This window comes from Streptomyces rugosispiralis, from assembly GCF_024505145.1.
GTDB classification, from domain to species: Bacteria; Actinomycetota; Actinomycetes; order Streptomycetales; family Streptomycetaceae; genus Streptomyces; species Streptomyces rugosispiralis.
Genome location: NZ_JANIAA010000011.1, coordinates 29833 through 44952 on the forward strand (window position 1 = coordinate 29833; position 15120 = coordinate 44952).

The 15120-nt window shown below is 71.9% G+C and carries 18 protein-coding genes; 14 read left to right on the forward strand and 4 right to left on the reverse strand.

The annotated features are described in order from the left end of the window. Positions 1-6: 6 nt before the first annotated feature. Positions 7-309 carry an urease subunit gamma gene (locus NP777_RS19030; RefSeq protein WP_256651360.1) on the reverse strand — a complete coding sequence of 101 codons (303 nt, stop codon included), beginning with the start codon at positions 307-309 and terminating at the stop codon, positions 7-9. Between the two features lie 443 nt (positions 310-752). Between NP777_RS19030 and NP777_RS19035 the strand changes: the two genes are divergently transcribed. Continuing rightward, positions 753-1706 (forward strand): M28 family metallopeptidase, encoded by a 954-nt coding sequence (locus NP777_RS19035; protein ID WP_256651361.1) that lies wholly within the window; start codon positions 753-755, stop codon positions 1704-1706. 48 nt (positions 1707-1754) lie between these two features. Here NP777_RS19035 and NP777_RS19040 read toward each other — a convergent pair whose 3' ends face one another. After that, positions 1755-2057 carry a type II toxin-antitoxin system Phd/YefM family antitoxin gene (locus tag NP777_RS19040; protein ID WP_198271433.1) on the reverse strand — a complete coding sequence of 101 codons (303 nt, stop codon included), beginning with the start codon at positions 2055-2057 and terminating at the stop codon, positions 1755-1757. Positions 2058-2141: 84 nt separating this feature from the next. Between NP777_RS19040 and NP777_RS19045 the strand changes: the two genes are divergently transcribed. The 5 genes from NP777_RS19045 (at position 2142) to NP777_RS19065 (ending at position 5574) form a co-directional block, all read left to right on the forward strand. Then, positions 2142-2777, forward strand: a complete 636-nt coding sequence (locus NP777_RS19045; RefSeq protein WP_256651362.1) for an ATP-dependent Clp protease proteolytic subunit — start codon at positions 2142-2144, stop codon at positions 2775-2777. 5 nt (positions 2778-2782) lie between these two features. Further along, entirely contained in the window at positions 2783-3091 is a 309-nt protein-coding gene (locus NP777_RS19050) for a hypothetical protein (protein WP_256651363.1), read from the forward strand. Positions 3092-3415: 324 nt separating this feature from the next. Continuing rightward, positions 3416-3889: a C40 family peptidase gene (locus tag NP777_RS19055; RefSeq protein WP_256651364.1), complete on the forward strand. Its 474-nt coding sequence runs from the start codon at positions 3416-3418 to the stop codon at positions 3887-3889. 87 nt (positions 3890-3976) lie between these two features. Then, positions 3977-4372: a VOC family protein gene (locus NP777_RS19060; protein ID WP_256651365.1), complete on the forward strand. Its 396-nt coding sequence runs from the start codon at positions 3977-3979 to the stop codon at positions 4370-4372. After that, positions 4369-5574 carry a hypothetical protein gene (locus NP777_RS19065; protein WP_256651366.1) on the forward strand — a complete coding sequence of 402 codons (1206 nt, stop codon included), beginning with the start codon at positions 4369-4371 and terminating at the stop codon, positions 5572-5574. Before NP777_RS19060 ends, NP777_RS19065 begins: the two co-directional genes overlap by 4 nt. 19 nt (positions 5575-5593) lie before the next feature. Here the strand turns inward: NP777_RS19065 and NP777_RS19070 are convergent, their stop codons facing one another. Next, entirely contained in the window at positions 5594-6022 is a 429-nt protein-coding gene (locus tag NP777_RS19070; RefSeq protein WP_037959925.1) for an ATP-binding protein, read from the reverse strand. 275 nt (positions 6023-6297) lie between these two features. Between NP777_RS19070 and NP777_RS19075 the strand changes: the two genes are divergently transcribed. Together NP777_RS19075 and NP777_RS19080 are read left to right on the forward strand one after the other, a co-directional pair. Further along, positions 6298-7167, forward strand: coding sequence for a helix-turn-helix domain-containing protein (locus tag NP777_RS19075; RefSeq protein ID WP_256651367.1), 870 nt, complete (start codon positions 6298-6300; stop codon positions 7165-7167). Between the two features lie 18 nt (positions 7168-7185). Further along, positions 7186-7413, forward strand: a complete 228-nt coding sequence (locus NP777_RS19080; RefSeq protein WP_372461915.1) for a DUF397 domain-containing protein — start codon at positions 7186-7188, stop codon at positions 7411-7413. Between the two features lie 66 nt (positions 7414-7479). Here NP777_RS19080 and NP777_RS19085 read toward each other — a convergent pair whose 3' ends face one another. Further along, positions 7480-8670, reverse strand: a complete 1191-nt coding sequence (locus tag NP777_RS19085) for an 8-amino-7-oxononanoate synthase (protein ID WP_256651368.1) — start codon at positions 8668-8670, stop codon at positions 7480-7482. 169 nt (positions 8671-8839) lie between these two features. Between NP777_RS19085 and bioB the strand changes: the two genes are divergently transcribed. The 6 genes from bioB (at position 8840) to NP777_RS19115 (ending at position 15089) form a co-directional block, all read left to right on the forward strand. Further along, the gene (gene bioB, locus NP777_RS19090; RefSeq protein ID WP_256651369.1) at positions 8840-10090 is read left to right on the forward strand and encodes a biotin synthase BioB; all 1251 of its coding nucleotides are present in this window, start codon (positions 8840-8842) and stop codon (positions 10088-10090) included. Continuing rightward, positions 10083-11399, forward strand: coding sequence for an adenosylmethionine--8-amino-7-oxononanoate transaminase (locus NP777_RS19095; RefSeq protein ID WP_256651370.1), 1317 nt, complete (start codon positions 10083-10085; stop codon positions 11397-11399). Before bioB ends, NP777_RS19095 begins: the two co-directional genes overlap by 8 nt. A 127-nt stretch (positions 11400-11526) precedes the next feature. Beyond that, complete coding sequence (gene bioD / locus NP777_RS19100) at positions 11527-12231, forward strand: dethiobiotin synthase (protein WP_256651371.1); 705 nt, start codon at positions 11527-11529, stop codon at positions 12229-12231. A 98-nt stretch (positions 12232-12329) separates the two neighbouring features. Then, on the forward strand, positions 12330-13013 hold the full coding sequence (locus tag NP777_RS19105; RefSeq protein ID WP_256651372.1) for a class I SAM-dependent methyltransferase: 684 nt from the start codon (positions 12330-12332) through the stop codon (positions 13011-13013). Between the two features lie 236 nt (positions 13014-13249). After that, on the forward strand, positions 13250-14068 hold the full coding sequence (locus NP777_RS19110; RefSeq protein WP_256651373.1) for an ABC transporter ATP-binding protein: 819 nt from the start codon (positions 13250-13252) through the stop codon (positions 14066-14068). 112 nt (positions 14069-14180) lie between these two features. Then, a complete protein-coding gene (locus NP777_RS19115; RefSeq protein WP_256651374.1) occupies positions 14181-15089 on the forward strand; it encodes an LLM class F420-dependent oxidoreductase in 909 nt (302 codons plus the stop codon). Positions 15090-15120 lie beyond the last annotated feature (31 nt).

Genomic DNA, 15120 nt, shown 5'->3' on the forward strand with positions numbered 1-15120 from the left:
CCCCCGTCAGACGATCGGCTGATGGACGGTGACCAGCTTGGTGCCGTCGGGGAAGGTGGCCTCGACCTGCACGTCCTGGAGCATCTCGGGTACGCCCTCCATCACCTCGTCGCGGGTGAGCACCCGGCGGCCGGAGGCCATCAGCTCGGCGACTCCGCGACCGTCGCGGGCGCCCTCCAGGATGTGGGCGGTGATCAGCGCGGTCGCCTCGGGATGGTTGAGGAGCACGCCCCGGGCCCGTCGTTTCTCGGCCACGTCGGCGGCCACATGGACGAGCAGACGTTCCTGCTCATGCGGGGTCAAGTGCACGCTTCCCACCTCATTCTCACCCTCATCGCACGGAAGCCCTCATCTCGCGGAAGCCTCATCCGGCGCAAGCCTCATCCGGCGCATGCCTTGATCAGGCGCAAGCCTTGATCCGGCGCAAGCCTTGATCCGGTGGAAAACATCCACTCGGCGCGGTCCCGACTCGCGCCCGCCCTTCGCAGGCTAGTTCCGCGGCATTTCATCGGCGTTAACTGAACCATTGGCCGAGCAACCCCGATCAATCCGATCGATGCTGGTCGAGACGGTCTTATGAGCCACGGTCACGCCTTCGTACCCCCTCGGCCACCGCCCGGCATCCGCTCGGCGGACCCGTACGTCCGGCTATCGCACTTGACGGCCCCACCGCGTACCCCCGATTCTCATCACCGCAACACCATGATTCACCTGTTCCGCTCCAACCCCCCACATCACAACGGAGCCCAACTGTGAAGCGAATAGCGTCAATTCGCCGCGGAAGTCTCGCGGCGGCAACCGGTGCCGCGCTCGCCGCGGCCCTGCTGAGCGGCGCCTCCGGCGCCGAGGCCACCGTCAACGCCAAGGCCGCCGCCCCCGACGTGGACATCGCGGCCGTCAAGGCCGATCTGGGCGAGCTGCAGTCGATCGCGGACGCCAACGGCGGCAACCGCGCCCATGGCGAGCCCGGCTACCAGAAGTCCCTGGACTACATCAAGGGCAAGCTGGACGAGGCCGGATTCACCACCTCCGTCCAGGAGTTCACCTCCGGCGGCAAGAAGGGCTACAACCTCATCGCCGACTGGAAGGGCGGTGCCGACGACAAGGTCGTGATGGCCGGTTCCCATCTCGACTCGGTCGAGGCCGGCCCCGGTATCAACGACAACGGTTCCGGCTCGGCCGCGATCCTCGAGGTCGCGCTCGCCGTGGCCAAGGCCGACCTCCAGCCCTCCAAGCACCTGCGGTTCGCCTGGTGGGGCGACGAGGAGGACGGCATGGTCGGGTCGACGCACTACGTCGACAGCCTGGCGGCCGACGACAAGTCGAAGATCGACTCCTACCTCAACTTCGACATGCTCGGCTCCCCCAACCCGGGCTACTTCGTCTATGACGACGACCCGGAGCTGGAGAAGGTCTTCAAGGACTGGTACGCGGCGAAGAACATCACGACCGAGCCGGAGACCGAGGGCGACGGCCGCTCGGACCACGCCCCGTTCAAGGACGCGGGCGTGCGGGTCGGCGGTCTGTTCACCGGCGCCGAGGCCACCATGAGCCAGGAGCAGGCCGACCAGTGGGGCGGCAAGGCGGGCGAGGCGTTCGACCCGTGCTACCACTCCGCCTGCGACAAGACGTCGAACATCGACGACAAGGCACTGGACCTGAACACCGACGCCATCGCCAACGCGATCTGGACGCTCAGCTCCTGACGAGCACCCCCACACCGGACCGGCGCCGAGCCGGTCCGGTCCCGTCCGTCACTCCTCGCGGCCCGGACGCCGATCCCCGGCGTCCGGGCCGCGGTGTTCCGCCGCGATGCCGAAGCGCCGCCGTTCGCCCGGAGCGGACGAGGTCGGGCGCATCGACGACACGGTACTGATCACCTGCTCCTCCGCGCCCGTCTCGATCTCCTCGAGTCGCTGCAGGTCCGCAGCGGACACCAGGGCGACAAGCGGCTTCCCGTGGCGCGTGACGACCACCCTCTCGCCGCCGTACACCACGCGGTTGATCAGCTCCGCGAGCTCTGCACGGGCTTGCGTCACCGGAATCTCGTAAGCCATGCTGCCATCATATCTGGATGTACATCCTGTACATTTTTTACGGAGCCTACGACACCGCTGACGACGACGCCGAGAGGTGACGCGATGGAACGACCGACCGCGCGCTATGTCCTGCCCGAGTTCACCGAGCGCAGCAGTTCGGGGACGCACACCATGGACCCGTACTCCAAGCTGCTCTCCGAGCGCATCGTCTTCCTCGGCACCCCGATCGACGACACCGCCGCCAACGATGTGATCGCGCAGCTGATCCATCTCGAGCACGCCGCGCCCGACCAGGACATCTCGCTCTACATCAACTCGCCCGGCGGCTCCTTCGGGGCCATGACGGCGGTCTACGACACCATGCGCTTCGTCTCCTGCGACATCGAGACGGTCTGCCTGGGCCAGGCCGCCTCGGCGGCCGCCGTACTGCTGGCCGCCGGCACCCCGGGCAAGCGCCTGGCCCTGCCGGGCGCGCGGATCCTCATCCACCAGGCCGCGTTCAGCGAGCCGGTCGAGGGCACCACCTCGGATCTGGAGATCCAGGCCAATGAGCTGCGGCGCACCCAGGAGATGCTCGAGGAGATGCTGGTGCGGCACACCGGCCGGAGCGTCGAGCGGATCCGGGCCGACATCGACCGCGACAAGATCTTCGATGCCGAGGCCGCGAGGGCCTATGGGCTGGTGGACGAGGTCACCCAGAGCCGTAAGCGGCCGGGCCCGTCGCCGCGGACGAGGTGAGCGCGGTGCTGCCACCGGAGCTGCCCCCGCTGCCCGCGCTCACCCGCGCCGAGGGGAACCTGATCGACGGCTATCTGGAAGTGATCGATCTGCTGGGCCGGATCAATCCGGCGCGCGGCCGTGACACCTACGGCAGTCTGCGGGCCGCCCAGGCGCTGGTGGGAAAGGCCACCGCGCTGCGGGACGCGCTGACGCTGATGCACGACCGCGGGGAGAGCGAGCTGCACACCGAGACCCTGGCCCGAGCGCTGCGGGTGCTGGACGGGGAGCGGCGCGCGGAGCGCGTCACGCTGCCCCCGGCGCTGCGGGCCTGAAGGGGCTCGCCGGGGGTGCGGGCGGCCCGCCCCGTCGCCCGAACGGCGGAGCGGCATTCCGGCGCTCCGGACGGGACCGGCTTGCGTCCCCGCCCGCCCCGGGTCCGTTCCACCACCCGCCCCACCACGCCGCGGCACGGCCGTTCGGCCAGGTCATGGACGTATGGCGGGACGGTCGACATCACCCGAACGGCCCTGACGTGACCACCGTCACACCGCGCCCTCTCGAGTCGGAACCGGCGCCGGCCTGCGTGACCATCCCTGGAGACGACAGGACCCCGCCACCACACCGGGGCGGGGTCGGCTCACGAAGGGTTCCGTGTGATGTCTGCGCACATACGTATCCCCAGGATGTTCTCCCGAGCGAGCGCCGTCTCCGCCCTCACCGTCGCCGCCGTGGGCGGCACCGTGGCGACGCCGGGCTGTCCACCGGAGGCCGAGGCCGCGACCGTCGCCGCCAAGGCGCTGCGGATCGCGGCCGCCAAGAAGGGCGCACCGTACAAGTACGGCGCGGCAGGGCCGAAGCGCTTCGACTGCTCCGGGCTGACGCAGTACGCCTACAAACGGGCGGGCAAGCGGCTGCCACGCACCGCGGCCGCCCAGTACAACCGGACCCGCCACATCAAGGCCGCCTCCCGCAAGGGCGGGGACCTGGTGTTCTTCCACTCCGGCAGCGGGGTCTACCACGTCGGGGTGTACGCCGGCGGCGGCCGCCTCTGGCACGCCCCCAAGACCGGCCAGGTGGTGCGGCTGGAGCGGATCTGGACCAAGAAGGTCTGGTACGGACATGTGCGCTGACCCGCCGTAGGGGTCAGTGACCGTGGGTAGGTTGACGGGGCCGGGACACCGCTGTGGACCGGCCCCGTCGACCACCGGAGGCTTCGCATGGCGTATCTCAACCCGGTCCGGCACATCACCTTCGACGCCCGTGATCCGCACGCCCTCGCGCGGTTCTGGTCCCGGCTGACCGGCTACCCCCTGGAGGACTCCGATCCGGACGGCGAATGGGCGCTGATCGACCCGGGGCAACCCGGGGTGCCGGGGCTGCTGTTCCTGCGGGTCCCGGACGCCAAGGCCGTCAAGAACCGCGTGCACCTGGACATCCAGCCGCCGTCGGGCACCCGGGACGCCGAGGTGGAGCGGCTGCTCGGGCTCGGCGCGGGCGTGGTGGACGACCGGCGCACGGAGGACGGGCTGGGGTGGGTGGTGATGTCCGACCTCGAGGGCAATGAGTTCTGCGTGGAGCGCGGCGCCGAAGAGCGCGGTGTGGTGGCGTCATGAGCGAGCCGTTCCAGGCGGACCGGACCTACGATCAGGTGTATCTGCTCTTCGTCGACACCTCGGGATATTCGACGATCGTCCGTTCGAACCCCAGGGACCGCGCCGCCCACGCCTTCGATCTGCTGCGCGAACGGATGCGCGCCCGGATCGAGCAGTTCTCGGACCAGCACCGCTGTGCCCGCGGCGAATTATGGAGCTGGCGCGGCGACGGGGGCTTCTTCGCGGTCCACGACGACCGCGAGAGCGTGGCCCGCGATGTGGCGCTGGAGGCGGCCCGCGCCTTTCTCACCCTCGATCTGCGCCATCTGCGCGACGAGTTCGCCCAGGCGGGGGTGGACGGCGAGCTGCATGTGCGGATGGCGCTGCACAAGGGGGCGATACGGCACACCGGCGAGGGCCGGACCGGCACCATCCACTCCCCCGACATCAATCTGGCCGCGCATCTGGAGAAGGCCACTCCGCCGGACTGCCTGGCGGTCTCGGAGGATGTGTACCGCACCGCGGGGCCGTACGCCGAGCTGTTCGCCCATGTGGGAAGCCATGAGGGCAAGGACGTCTATCTGATGGCGGGCGACGGCGGTCCGGGCGGGGCGGCCAGGGCGTGGCTGGCGGGCCGGGGGCTGGCGGACGGCGCCCCGGTGCACGCGTACCCGGAGCGGCCGAGCCCGCAGGAGAAGGCGCGGCTGCTGGACGCGGCGGCCGAGGAGGTCCTGGACATGGGGACGGCGCTGCGCACCACCTCCGGCCGGCTGGTCACCACCGAGCGCCCGGCCCGCTTCCGGGACGCGGTCCTCGGGCTGCTGCGCCGGGGCGGCACCTACCGCTGCTATCTGCTGGACCCGTCCTCGGACGCGGCGGCCACGCTCTCCCGCCAGTACCAGGAGGACATGACGCGGAAGATCAAGGATTCGCTGGAGCGGTTCGGCCGTTTCAAGGAGCGCTACGGGGCGGAGGCCGACGGCCTGCGGGTCTATCAGACGGAGGAGTTCCCGGGCTTCTCGGCGCTCACCATCGATATGCGCGGGCCGGGCGGGCTGATCCTGTACTCCTCTTATCTGCTGGGCACGAGCCGGTACGGGGTGATCGAGCGCGGCGACATGCCGCACTATCTGATCGGCCCGGCCGCCGGGCGGGTCTACACCCGGATCCGTCAGCTGGCCGAGGCGCGGGCCTCGGAGGGGCAGGCCCAGCGCGTGCTGTGAGGGTTCGGCGGACGGGCGCTCAGCGCACCGGGACGGTCCACGGCAGGGCGATCCAGACGGTCTTGCCGCCGTCCGCGGTCGGGGTGACGAACACCTCGCCGCCCGACTCCGCGGCCAGACAGCGGACGATGACCATCCCGCGCCCGCTGTCCTGCTGGGTGGCCAGCGGGAGCCACCTGGGCCATTTCGGATGGCTGTCGGTAACCCCGATCTCCAGCCGCTGCTCGCGGTCGAGCCGTAGGTCCACGGTGAAGGTGGGCGACTGGCCCACGGTGTGCTCCACGGCGTTGGTGGCGAGCTCGGAGACGATCAGCCGCACGGTGTCGGCGGCCTCCGCTCCCGCCCCGAGCCCCCATTCCGCGAGCACGTCCGTGACATAGGCGCGTGCCGCGGGAACCGACGCCGGTGCGCTCGGCAGAGTGACGGATGCTTCCTGATGGTCTGCCATGACGGCCTGTCCCTTTCCGGCCGGGGCGCGGCTGCGGACGCGTTTCGAGGGTGGTACTGCGAAGCCGGTGAAGTCGTGGGCTGCCCCGACGGCTCTACGCGTCAGACTGCCACCAATGGTCTCCGTAACGGGGACGATCCACCGAGTTATGCATATATCTGTCGCCCAAAGCGGTGAACTCTGCTACGGAAGACCGGATTTGGAAGGCACACTGGGCCACTGGTGCGACACGCGCTGTGGGTGACGCGCCGAAAGGAAGGCGGGAGGGAGAACTGATGCGATACGGCCCGGCGGTGCGTCGTCGAAAGCTCGGTGCGGAACTGCGCCGCCAGCGCGATCTGGCCGGGCTCACCAGTGGTGAGGTCGCGGGCCAGCTGGGCTGGCACCAGTCGAAGGTGAGCCGGATCGAGACCGGGCGGAGCGGGGCCAAGCCCTCGGATGTGGCGCGGCTGCTGGAGGTCTACCAGGTCGCCGACCCGGAGCTGCGGGCCCTGCTGGAGGCGCTGTGCCGCGGCGGCGCCTCGGATCCGGAGGGGTCACGGCGCGGCTGGTGGTACGCGTACCGCGATCTGCTGCCGCCCGCCTACCGGGATTTCATCAGCCTGGAGGCGGAGGCTTCGGACGCGTACACCCTGGAGACCACGGTGGTGCCGGGCCTGCTGCAGACCCCGGACTACGCCCGGGCGGTGACCCTCGCGGCGCTCCCGGATCTGCCGGGGCCGCAGGTGGACTCGCTGGTGGAGGTGCGGATCGCGCGCCAGTCGGTGCTGCACGGCGAGCGGCCGCTGCGGCTGCACGCGGTGCTCGACGAGGCGGCGCTGCGGCGCGAGGTGGGCGGACCCGGAGTGATGACGGCGCAATTGCGCCATCTGGCCGAACTCTGCGCATTGCCCCAGGTGCAGCTCCAGGTCCTGCCATTCTCTATCGGAATGCCCATTGGTATGACAGGTCCTTTCATTATTTTCTCTTTTCCGCACATTAGTGACCTGGACGTAGTAGTTCTCGACCACCTGACGAGTAGCCTCTATCTGGAGCGGAAAGAAGACCTCCGGGCGTACAGCGCCGCGTTCGAAGTACTGCGCGCTCACGCCCTGACACCTGAGGATTCGTTGTCCTTCATCAACAAAATCGGGGGCGGCGCCTGAGGGGGCACCATGTCCAAAATGTCCGCCAACTCCGTCGACTGGCTGCGCAGCAGCTACAGCGTCGGGATGAACAACTGCGTCGAGACGGCCCTGTTGGGGCCCGACCGGCTCGGCGTGCGCGATTCGAAGAACACGGCGGGCCCCGTCCTGCTGTTCACCCCGTCGACCTGGGTCTCCTTCCTCGAGGGACTCAAGGGCGACGGCCCCGGCTCCGGCACCTCCCGCTCAGCCGGAACCGGAAGCTGATCCGTCAGTGAAGTATCTGTTCCACGGGTGAGCCGCTGAGCCGGTCACCCTCCCGTCAGTAAGCCATCAGGCGGTCGGCGCGGTCCTCACGATCACGTCGACCGCCTCCTCGACCTGCTCCTCCGTCAGATCCCCGCGCGCGGTCAGCCGCAGCCGGGAGACGCCGTCCGGGACGGACGGCGGGCGGAAGCACCCCACCATCAGCCCGGCCGCGCGGCAGTCCGCGGCCCAGCGCACCGCCTTCTCCGGCGACGGGGCCCGCACCGACACCACCGACGCGTCCGGCCGCACCGCGGTCAGCCCGGCGGCGGTCAGCCGCCCGTACAGCCCCATGGCGACCGTACGGACGCGGGCGGCGCGCTCCGGCTCCCGGCGCAGCAGCCGCAGGCTCGCCAGGGCGGCGCCGACGGCCGCCGGGTTGAGCCCGGTGTCGAAGATGAACGTCCGTGCGGAGTTCACCAGATGCTCGATGACCCGGGCGGGCCCCAGCACCGCACCGCCCTGGCTGCCCAGCGACTTGGAGAGGGTGACCGTGACCACCACGTCCGGCGCGCCCGCGAGCCCGGCCTCGTGCACCGCGCCGCGCCCGCCCTCGCCGAGCACCCCCAGGCCGTGTGCCTCGTCCACCACCAGCGCCGCGCCGTACGGCCGGGAGACACCGGCGAGGGCGGCCAGCGGGGCGGCGTCGCCGTCGACGGAGAAGACCGCGTCGCTCACGACAAGGGCGCGCCGCCGCGCCTCCCCCGCGTCCGCCTCGGCCGCCTCGGCCGCCTCGGCCGCGCCCAGCGCCTTGCGCACGGCCTCCGGATCGGCGTGCGGGACGACGGCGATCCCGGCGCGGGAGAGCCGGCAGCCGTCGATGAGCGAGGCGTGGTTGTCCGCGTCCGAGACGACCAGGGCGTCCCGGCCGCTCAGCGCGGAGACGGCGGCAAGATTCGCCGCGTAGCCGGAGGAGAACACCAGGGCCGCCTCGAATCCGCAGAACTCGGCGAGTTCCCGCTCCAGCGTGGAGTGCAGCTCGGTGGAGCCGGTGACCAGGCGCGAGCCGGTCGACCCCGCGCCCCAGCGGTGCGCCGCCGCGCCCGCGGCCGCCGTCACCTCCGGATGCCGGGCCAGTCCCAGATAGTCATTGCTCGCCAGATCGAGCAGCGGGGAGTCGGCGGGGCGGGGGCTGAGCCGGCGCACCAGCCCCGCCCGGTCGCGCCGCTCCCGCTGGGCGTCGATCCATGCGAACGCGTCGTCGCGGTCCTGGGGCATCGGCTGCCTCGCCTTCCGTGGCCTCGTCTCGGGCACCGACTGTCGGGTCCGGATAGAACGTAGCCTCGTCCATGCCCGGTCATGGTGTGGCAATACACACACCCCGATCAGCGCGTCTTGTACGGTCTCTCCTTGGCCGCGGACGGTGGGGTAGGAAAGGATCGTCGCCATGGACCTGCTGAACACGCTGGTGGAGAAGGGGCTGCGGCGCGAGACGCCCACCCGCGAAGAGGCGCTCGCCGTCCTGGCGACCTCCGATGACGAGCTGCTCGATGTGGTGGCCGCGGCGGGCAAGGTGCGCCGCGCCTGGTTCGGGCGGCGGGTGAAGCTCAACTATCTGGTGAACCTCAAGTCGGGGCTGTGCCCCGAGGACTGCTCGTACTGCTCACAGCGGCTGGGCTCGAAGTCCGAGATCCTCAAGTACACCTGGCTCAAGCCGGAGCAGGCGGCCGCCGCGGCGGGCGCCGGGGTCGCGGGCGGCGCCAAGCGGGTGTGCCTGGTCGCCAGCGGACGCGGCCCGACCGACCGCGATGTGGACCGGGTCTCCCAGACCATCGCCGCCATCAAGGAGGAGCACCAGGACGTCGAGATCTGCGCCTGTCTGGGGCTGCTGTCCGACGGCCAGGCGGAGCGGCTGAAGGACGCCGGGGCGAACGCGTACAACCACAACCTCAACACCTCCGAGGCGACGTACGGCGACATCACCACCACCCACACCTACGCCGACCGGGTCTCGACCGTGCAGCAGGCCCAGGCGGCGGGGATGTCCGCGTGCTCCGGGTTGATCGCGGGCATGGGCGAGTCGGACGCGGACCTGGTGGACGTGGTCTTCTCGCTGCGCGAGCTGGACCCGGACTCGGTGCCGGTCAACTTCCTCATCCCGATCGAGGGCACCCCGCTGGCCGGGGACTGGAACCTGACCCCGCAGCGCTGTCTGCGGATCCTGGCCATGGTGCGGTTCGTCTGCCCGGACGTCGAGGTGCGGCTGGCGGGCGGCCGCGAGATCCATCTGCGGACGCTGCAGCCGCTGGCCCTGAACCTGGCGAACTCGATCTTCCTCGGGGACTATCTGACCACCGAGGGCCAGGCGGGCAAGGACGATCTGGCGATGATCGCCGACGCGGGCTTCGAGGTGGAGGGCACCGATACGACGACGCTGCCCGCGCACCGCGCGGACGCGGCTGCCGCCGCCGGTTCCGGCTGCGGTGGCCACGGCGCGGAGGGCGGCGGCTGCGGCCCGTGCGGTGACGCGGCGCCCGCCGACGCCGTAACCGCCGACGCGGTCCCCGCCGACACCGTACCGGCCCAGGCGGCGGCCGGTGCGACGGTGGCCGCCCCGGCGGGCACGCTCGAGTCCCACGCCGACCTGGTCGCGGTGCGCCGCCGCGGCGCGGGCACGGATCTGCCGCCCAATGCCTGAGCCGCTGACCCCGGCCGAGCTGCGGGAGCTGGACCGGCAGCACGTCTGGCATCCGTACGGCCCGATGCCCGGACGCCAGGACCCGCTGGTCGTGGCGTCCGCGGCCGGGGTCCGGCTGCGGCTGGCCGAGCCGGTGGACGGGGTCCGCGAGCTGGTGGACGGGATGTCGTCGTGGTGGTCCGCCATCCACGGCTACAACCACCCGGCGCTCAACGACGCCGCGCGCGGTCAGCTGGACCGGATGAGCCATGTGATGTTCGGCGGGCTCACCCATGAGCCCGCCGTCCGGCTGGCCACCCGGCTGGTGGAGATCACGCCCGAACCGCTCCAGCATGTCTTCCTCGCCGACTCCGGCTCGGTGTCGGTCGAGGTCGCGGTGAAGATGTGCCTGCAGTACTGGCGCTCCCTCGGCCGTCCCGCCAAGCGGCGGCTGCTGACCTGGCGCGGTGGCTACCACGGCGACACCTGGCAGCCGATGGCGGTGTGCGACCCGGAGGGCGGGATGCACCGGCTGTGGTCCGGTGTGCTGCCCGAGCAGATCTTCGCGGACGCGCCGCCGCCCGGCTTCGACGCGGACCCCGACCCGGCGTACGAGCGCCACGTCCGCGAGCTGGTGGCCCGTCACGCCGATGAGCTGGCCGCCGTGATCGTGGAGCCGGTGGTGCAGGGCGCGGGCGGGATGCGCTTCCACTCCCCCGCGCTGCTGCGGGTGCTGCGCGAGGCGTGCGACGAGCACGACGTACTGCTGGTGTTCGACGAGATCGCCACGGGCTTCGGCCGCTCGGGCGCGCTCTTCGCGGCCGAGCACGCGGGGGTGTGCCCCGATGTGATGTGTCTGGGCAAGGCGCTGACCGGGGGTTATCTGACCCTCGCCACCACGCTGTGCACCCCGCGGGTGGCGGAGGGCATCTCGCGCGGCGAGGTGCCGGTGCTCGCCCACGGCCCGACCTTCATGGGCAATCCGCTGGCCACGGCCGTGGCCAGCGCCTCGATCGACCTGCTGCTCTCCTACGACTGGCGGCAGGAGGTCAAGCGGATCGAGACCGGGCTGCGGGACGGTCTCGCGGAGGCGGCCGCCATGCCGGGCGTCCGGGACGTACGGGTGCTCGGCGCGATCGGCGTCGTCCAGCTGGACCGTCCGATGGACGACGCGGCGATGGCGGCGGCGACGCGGGCCGCGGTGCGCGCGGGGGTATGGCTGCGCCCGTTCCGCGATCTGCTCTACACCATGCCGCCGTACATCACCGGCGACCACGATCTGGCCCGGATCTGCGCGGCGGTCCGGGCGGCCGCGGCCGCGGCGGTCTGACCGCCCGCCCCGCTCGCGGTCGGCTCTCCCCGGGGGAACGGGACCGACCGCGGGCCGGGGTACGCGAGGGGCGGCCCGGGGCACGCCCCGGGAGCACGAACGAAAGCGAAAGGCAACGGAAACGAAGATGTCAGTCCTGGTCGTCACCGGTACGGGCACGGAGATCGGAAAAACCGTCAGCACGGCGGCCGCCGCCGCCGCGGCGCTCGCACACGGCCGCTCGGTGGCGGTGCTCAAACCCGCCCAGACCGGTGTCGCGGAGGGCGAACCGGGCGACGCCGCCGAGGTGGGCCGGCTCGCCGGGCCGGTGACCCTGCTCGAACTCGCCCGCTACCCCGAACCGCTGGCCCCCGCCACCGCCGCCCGCCGCGCCGGACGGCCGCCGGTGCGGCCGCACGAGGTGGCGGAGGCGGCCGAGAAGCTGGCCACCGAGCACGACCTGGTGCTGGTCGAGGGCGCGGGCGGGCTGCTCGTACGGTTCGACGAGACGGGGGCGACGCTCGCCGACGCGGCCCGGCTGCTCGGCGCACCCGTTCTCGTCGTCGCCCACGCGGGCCTCGGCACCCTCAACGCGACCACCCTGACCACCGAGGCGCTGCGCGCCCGCGGGCTGGAGTGCCCCGGCGTCGTCATCGGCAGCTGGCCCGCCGCCGCGGATCTCGCCGCCCGCTGCAACGTGGCCGATCTGCCGGAGTCCTCCGGCGTTCCGCTGCTGGGCGCCATCCCCCAGGGCGCCCCCGCCCTGCCGCCCGCCGAATTCCGGGCCCAGGCGCCCGGTTGGCTGGCGCCCCGGCTGGACGGCACCTGGGACCCGGCACGGCTGGCCGCGTAGCGACACCCCCCGCCTGGGCAGAATGCCGGTACCGGCCATCGCCCAGCCCCGGGATGTCCGGGACAAACCGTCCACACCTGGGACAAGGGGGAGTTCCCATGCCCGTATCCCGTCGCACACCCCCGCGTGACGCCGTCCACCACCCGCTCTTCGCCCGCTGCTACGCCAGACTCAGCCCGCTGGCCGACGAGCGGGCGGGCCTCGGTGAGCTGCGCGGCGAGCTGCTGGCCGGGCTCTCCGGCCGCGTCATCGAGATCGGCGCGGGCAATGGGCTGAACTTCCCGCACTACCCCGAGACCGTCTCCGAGGTCGTCGCCATCGAGCCCGAGCGCCATCTGCGGCGGCTGGCCGCGCGGGCGGGGCTGCGCGCCGGGGTGCCGGTGGACGTGGTGCCGGGCGTCGCCGAGGCGCTGCCGGTCAAGAGCGAGGGGTTCGACGCGGCGGTGGCCTGTCTGGTGCTGTGTTCGGTGCGCGATGTCCGGCGTGCGCTCGCCGAGCTGCTGCGGGTGCTGCGGCCCGGCGGTGAGCTGCGTTTCCTCGAACACGGCCGGGCCGAGGGGCGGGTCCTGGCGACGACCCAGCGGGCGCTGGACCGCACGGTGTGGCCGCTGATGTTCGGCGGCTGCCATACGGCGCGCGAGGTGCGGTCGGAGATCGCGGCCGCGGGGTTCGAGCCGGTCGGCCACCGCCGGCTGCGCATCCCCGACCGGGGCCCGACGCTGCCGACGTCCCCGTGCGTGCTCGGCGCCGCCCGCCGCCCATCGGCGGTTTCGGGTCCCTGATCGCCTCCCGTCGGCGGCTTCCGGTTCCCGATCACCTTCCCGTCGGCGCCTTCCGATCCCCGATCGCCTTCTCGTCGGCGACTTCCGGTCCCCGATCGCCTTCTCGTCGGCGCCTTCCGGTCCCCGATCGCCTCCCGTCGGCGTTCGCATTCCCGTACGCACGCGTCCGCGGGCGCGCGTACCGGCGGCCGGGTCCCTACCATCGAGGGCACGACGTTCCGATACGGGGAGGCATCGTGTCCACACCGGCGGCGACGAAGACGGACGGGTTCGCGGACGGCGGCGCCCATGCGGCGGCCCGCGCCCGGTCCCTGACCAAGGCATACGGCAGCGGCGAGACGGCCGTGCTCGCGCTGGACGCGGTGGACGTGGAGATCGAACGGGGCAGGTTCACCGCGGTGATGGGCCCGTCCGGATCCGGGAAGTCCACCCTGATGCACTGTCTGGCGGGTCTCGACACGGTCTCGTCGGGCCGGGCCTGGCTGGGCGACACCGAGATCACCGGACTGGGCGACAAGGAGCTGACCCAGCTCCGCCGCGACCGGATCGGCTTCATGTTCCAGTCGTTCAATCTGCTGCCCACGCTCAACGCGGCCGAGAACATCACCCTGCCCATGGACATCGCGGGCCACAAGCCCGACCGGGAGTGGGTGGACCGGGTCATCGACGCCCTCGGGCTGCGCGATCGGCTGCGGCACCGGCCCGCCCAGCTGTCCGGCGGACAGCAGCAGCGGGTGGCGTGCGCGCGGGCGCTCGCCTCCCGCCCCGAGCTGATCTTCGCGGACGAGCCCACCGGCAATCTGGACTCACGGGCGGGTCTCGAGGTGCTGCGCTTCCTGCGGGAGGCCGTGGACGAACTGGGTCAGACGGTCGTCATGGTCACCCACGACCCGACCGCCGCCGCCCACTCCGATCTGGTGCTCTTCCTCGCCGACGGCCGGATCGTGGACCGGATGGAGCGGCCCACGGCCGAGGCGGTGCTGGAGCGGATGCACATCTTCGCGGCCGCCACCGCGCCGCCCGGGGCCGCCCCGGACCCCGATCCGCTCAACTGAGCGCCGGGCCCCGGGCCCGCTCCCGGCCGGCCGGGCCGCCGAATAAGGGTGAGCGGCCCCGAAAAGAGCCGATCTCGGATACGTTCGCGGTATCCGCGATCAAGGAGGGCTCATGGCAAGGCCGTTCCGTTTCGGAGTCAATCTGCTCACCCTTGAATCGGCCGAGGCATGGCGGGGGAAGTGCCGCCACGCAGAGCAGCTCGGCTATGACGTGCTGCTGACCCCCGACCACCTCGGCAACCCCGCCCCGTTCCCGGCGCTGGCCACCGCCGCCGAGGCGACCGAGCGCCCGCGGCTGAGCACCTTCGTGCTCAACGCCGGCTTCTGGAACCCCGCGCTGCTCGCCCGGGAGGTGGCCACCTGTGACGCGCTCACCGACGGTCGGCTGGAGCTCGGCCTGGGCGCCGGCTATGTCAAGGCCGAGCACGACAGCGCCGGGCTGCCGTTCGGTTCGCCACGGGAGCGGGTGGACCATCTGGTGCACACCGTGGCCGAGTTGGATCGGCTGCTGACCGATTCCGAGCACCGACCGCGATCCACCCAGACCCCGCGCCCGCCGCTGCTGCTCGGCGGAAACGGCGACCGGCTGCTGCGGCTGGCCGCGCGCCACGCGGACATCGCGGCCTTCACCGGCGCGGTGCAGCCCGCCGACAAGCCCCAGGGCACCCTGCAGCTGATCAGCCCCGAGGCCCTGGAGGGCCGGGTCACCGCCTTCCGCCGCTTCGCCGCCGAGGCGGGGAGGATCGACGAGGGCGATGACGCCATCGAGCTGAACTACCTCATCCAGATGGTCGGGCCCACCGACGACCGGCGCGCCAAGGCCCGCGAGCTGGCCCCGTACGCACCGGACCTCACCGAGGACCAACTGCTGGAGCACCCGGCGCTGCTGGTGGGCGACGCCAAGGAGATGGCGGGGCAGCTACGGGCCCACCGCGAGCGGTTCGGCTTCTCGTACTTCACGGTGCTGGAGCACAACATGGAGGCGTTCGCCCCGGTGATCGAGGAGCTGCACGGCAGCTGACCCGGCGGAATCCCGTCGACGCCGCGGTCCG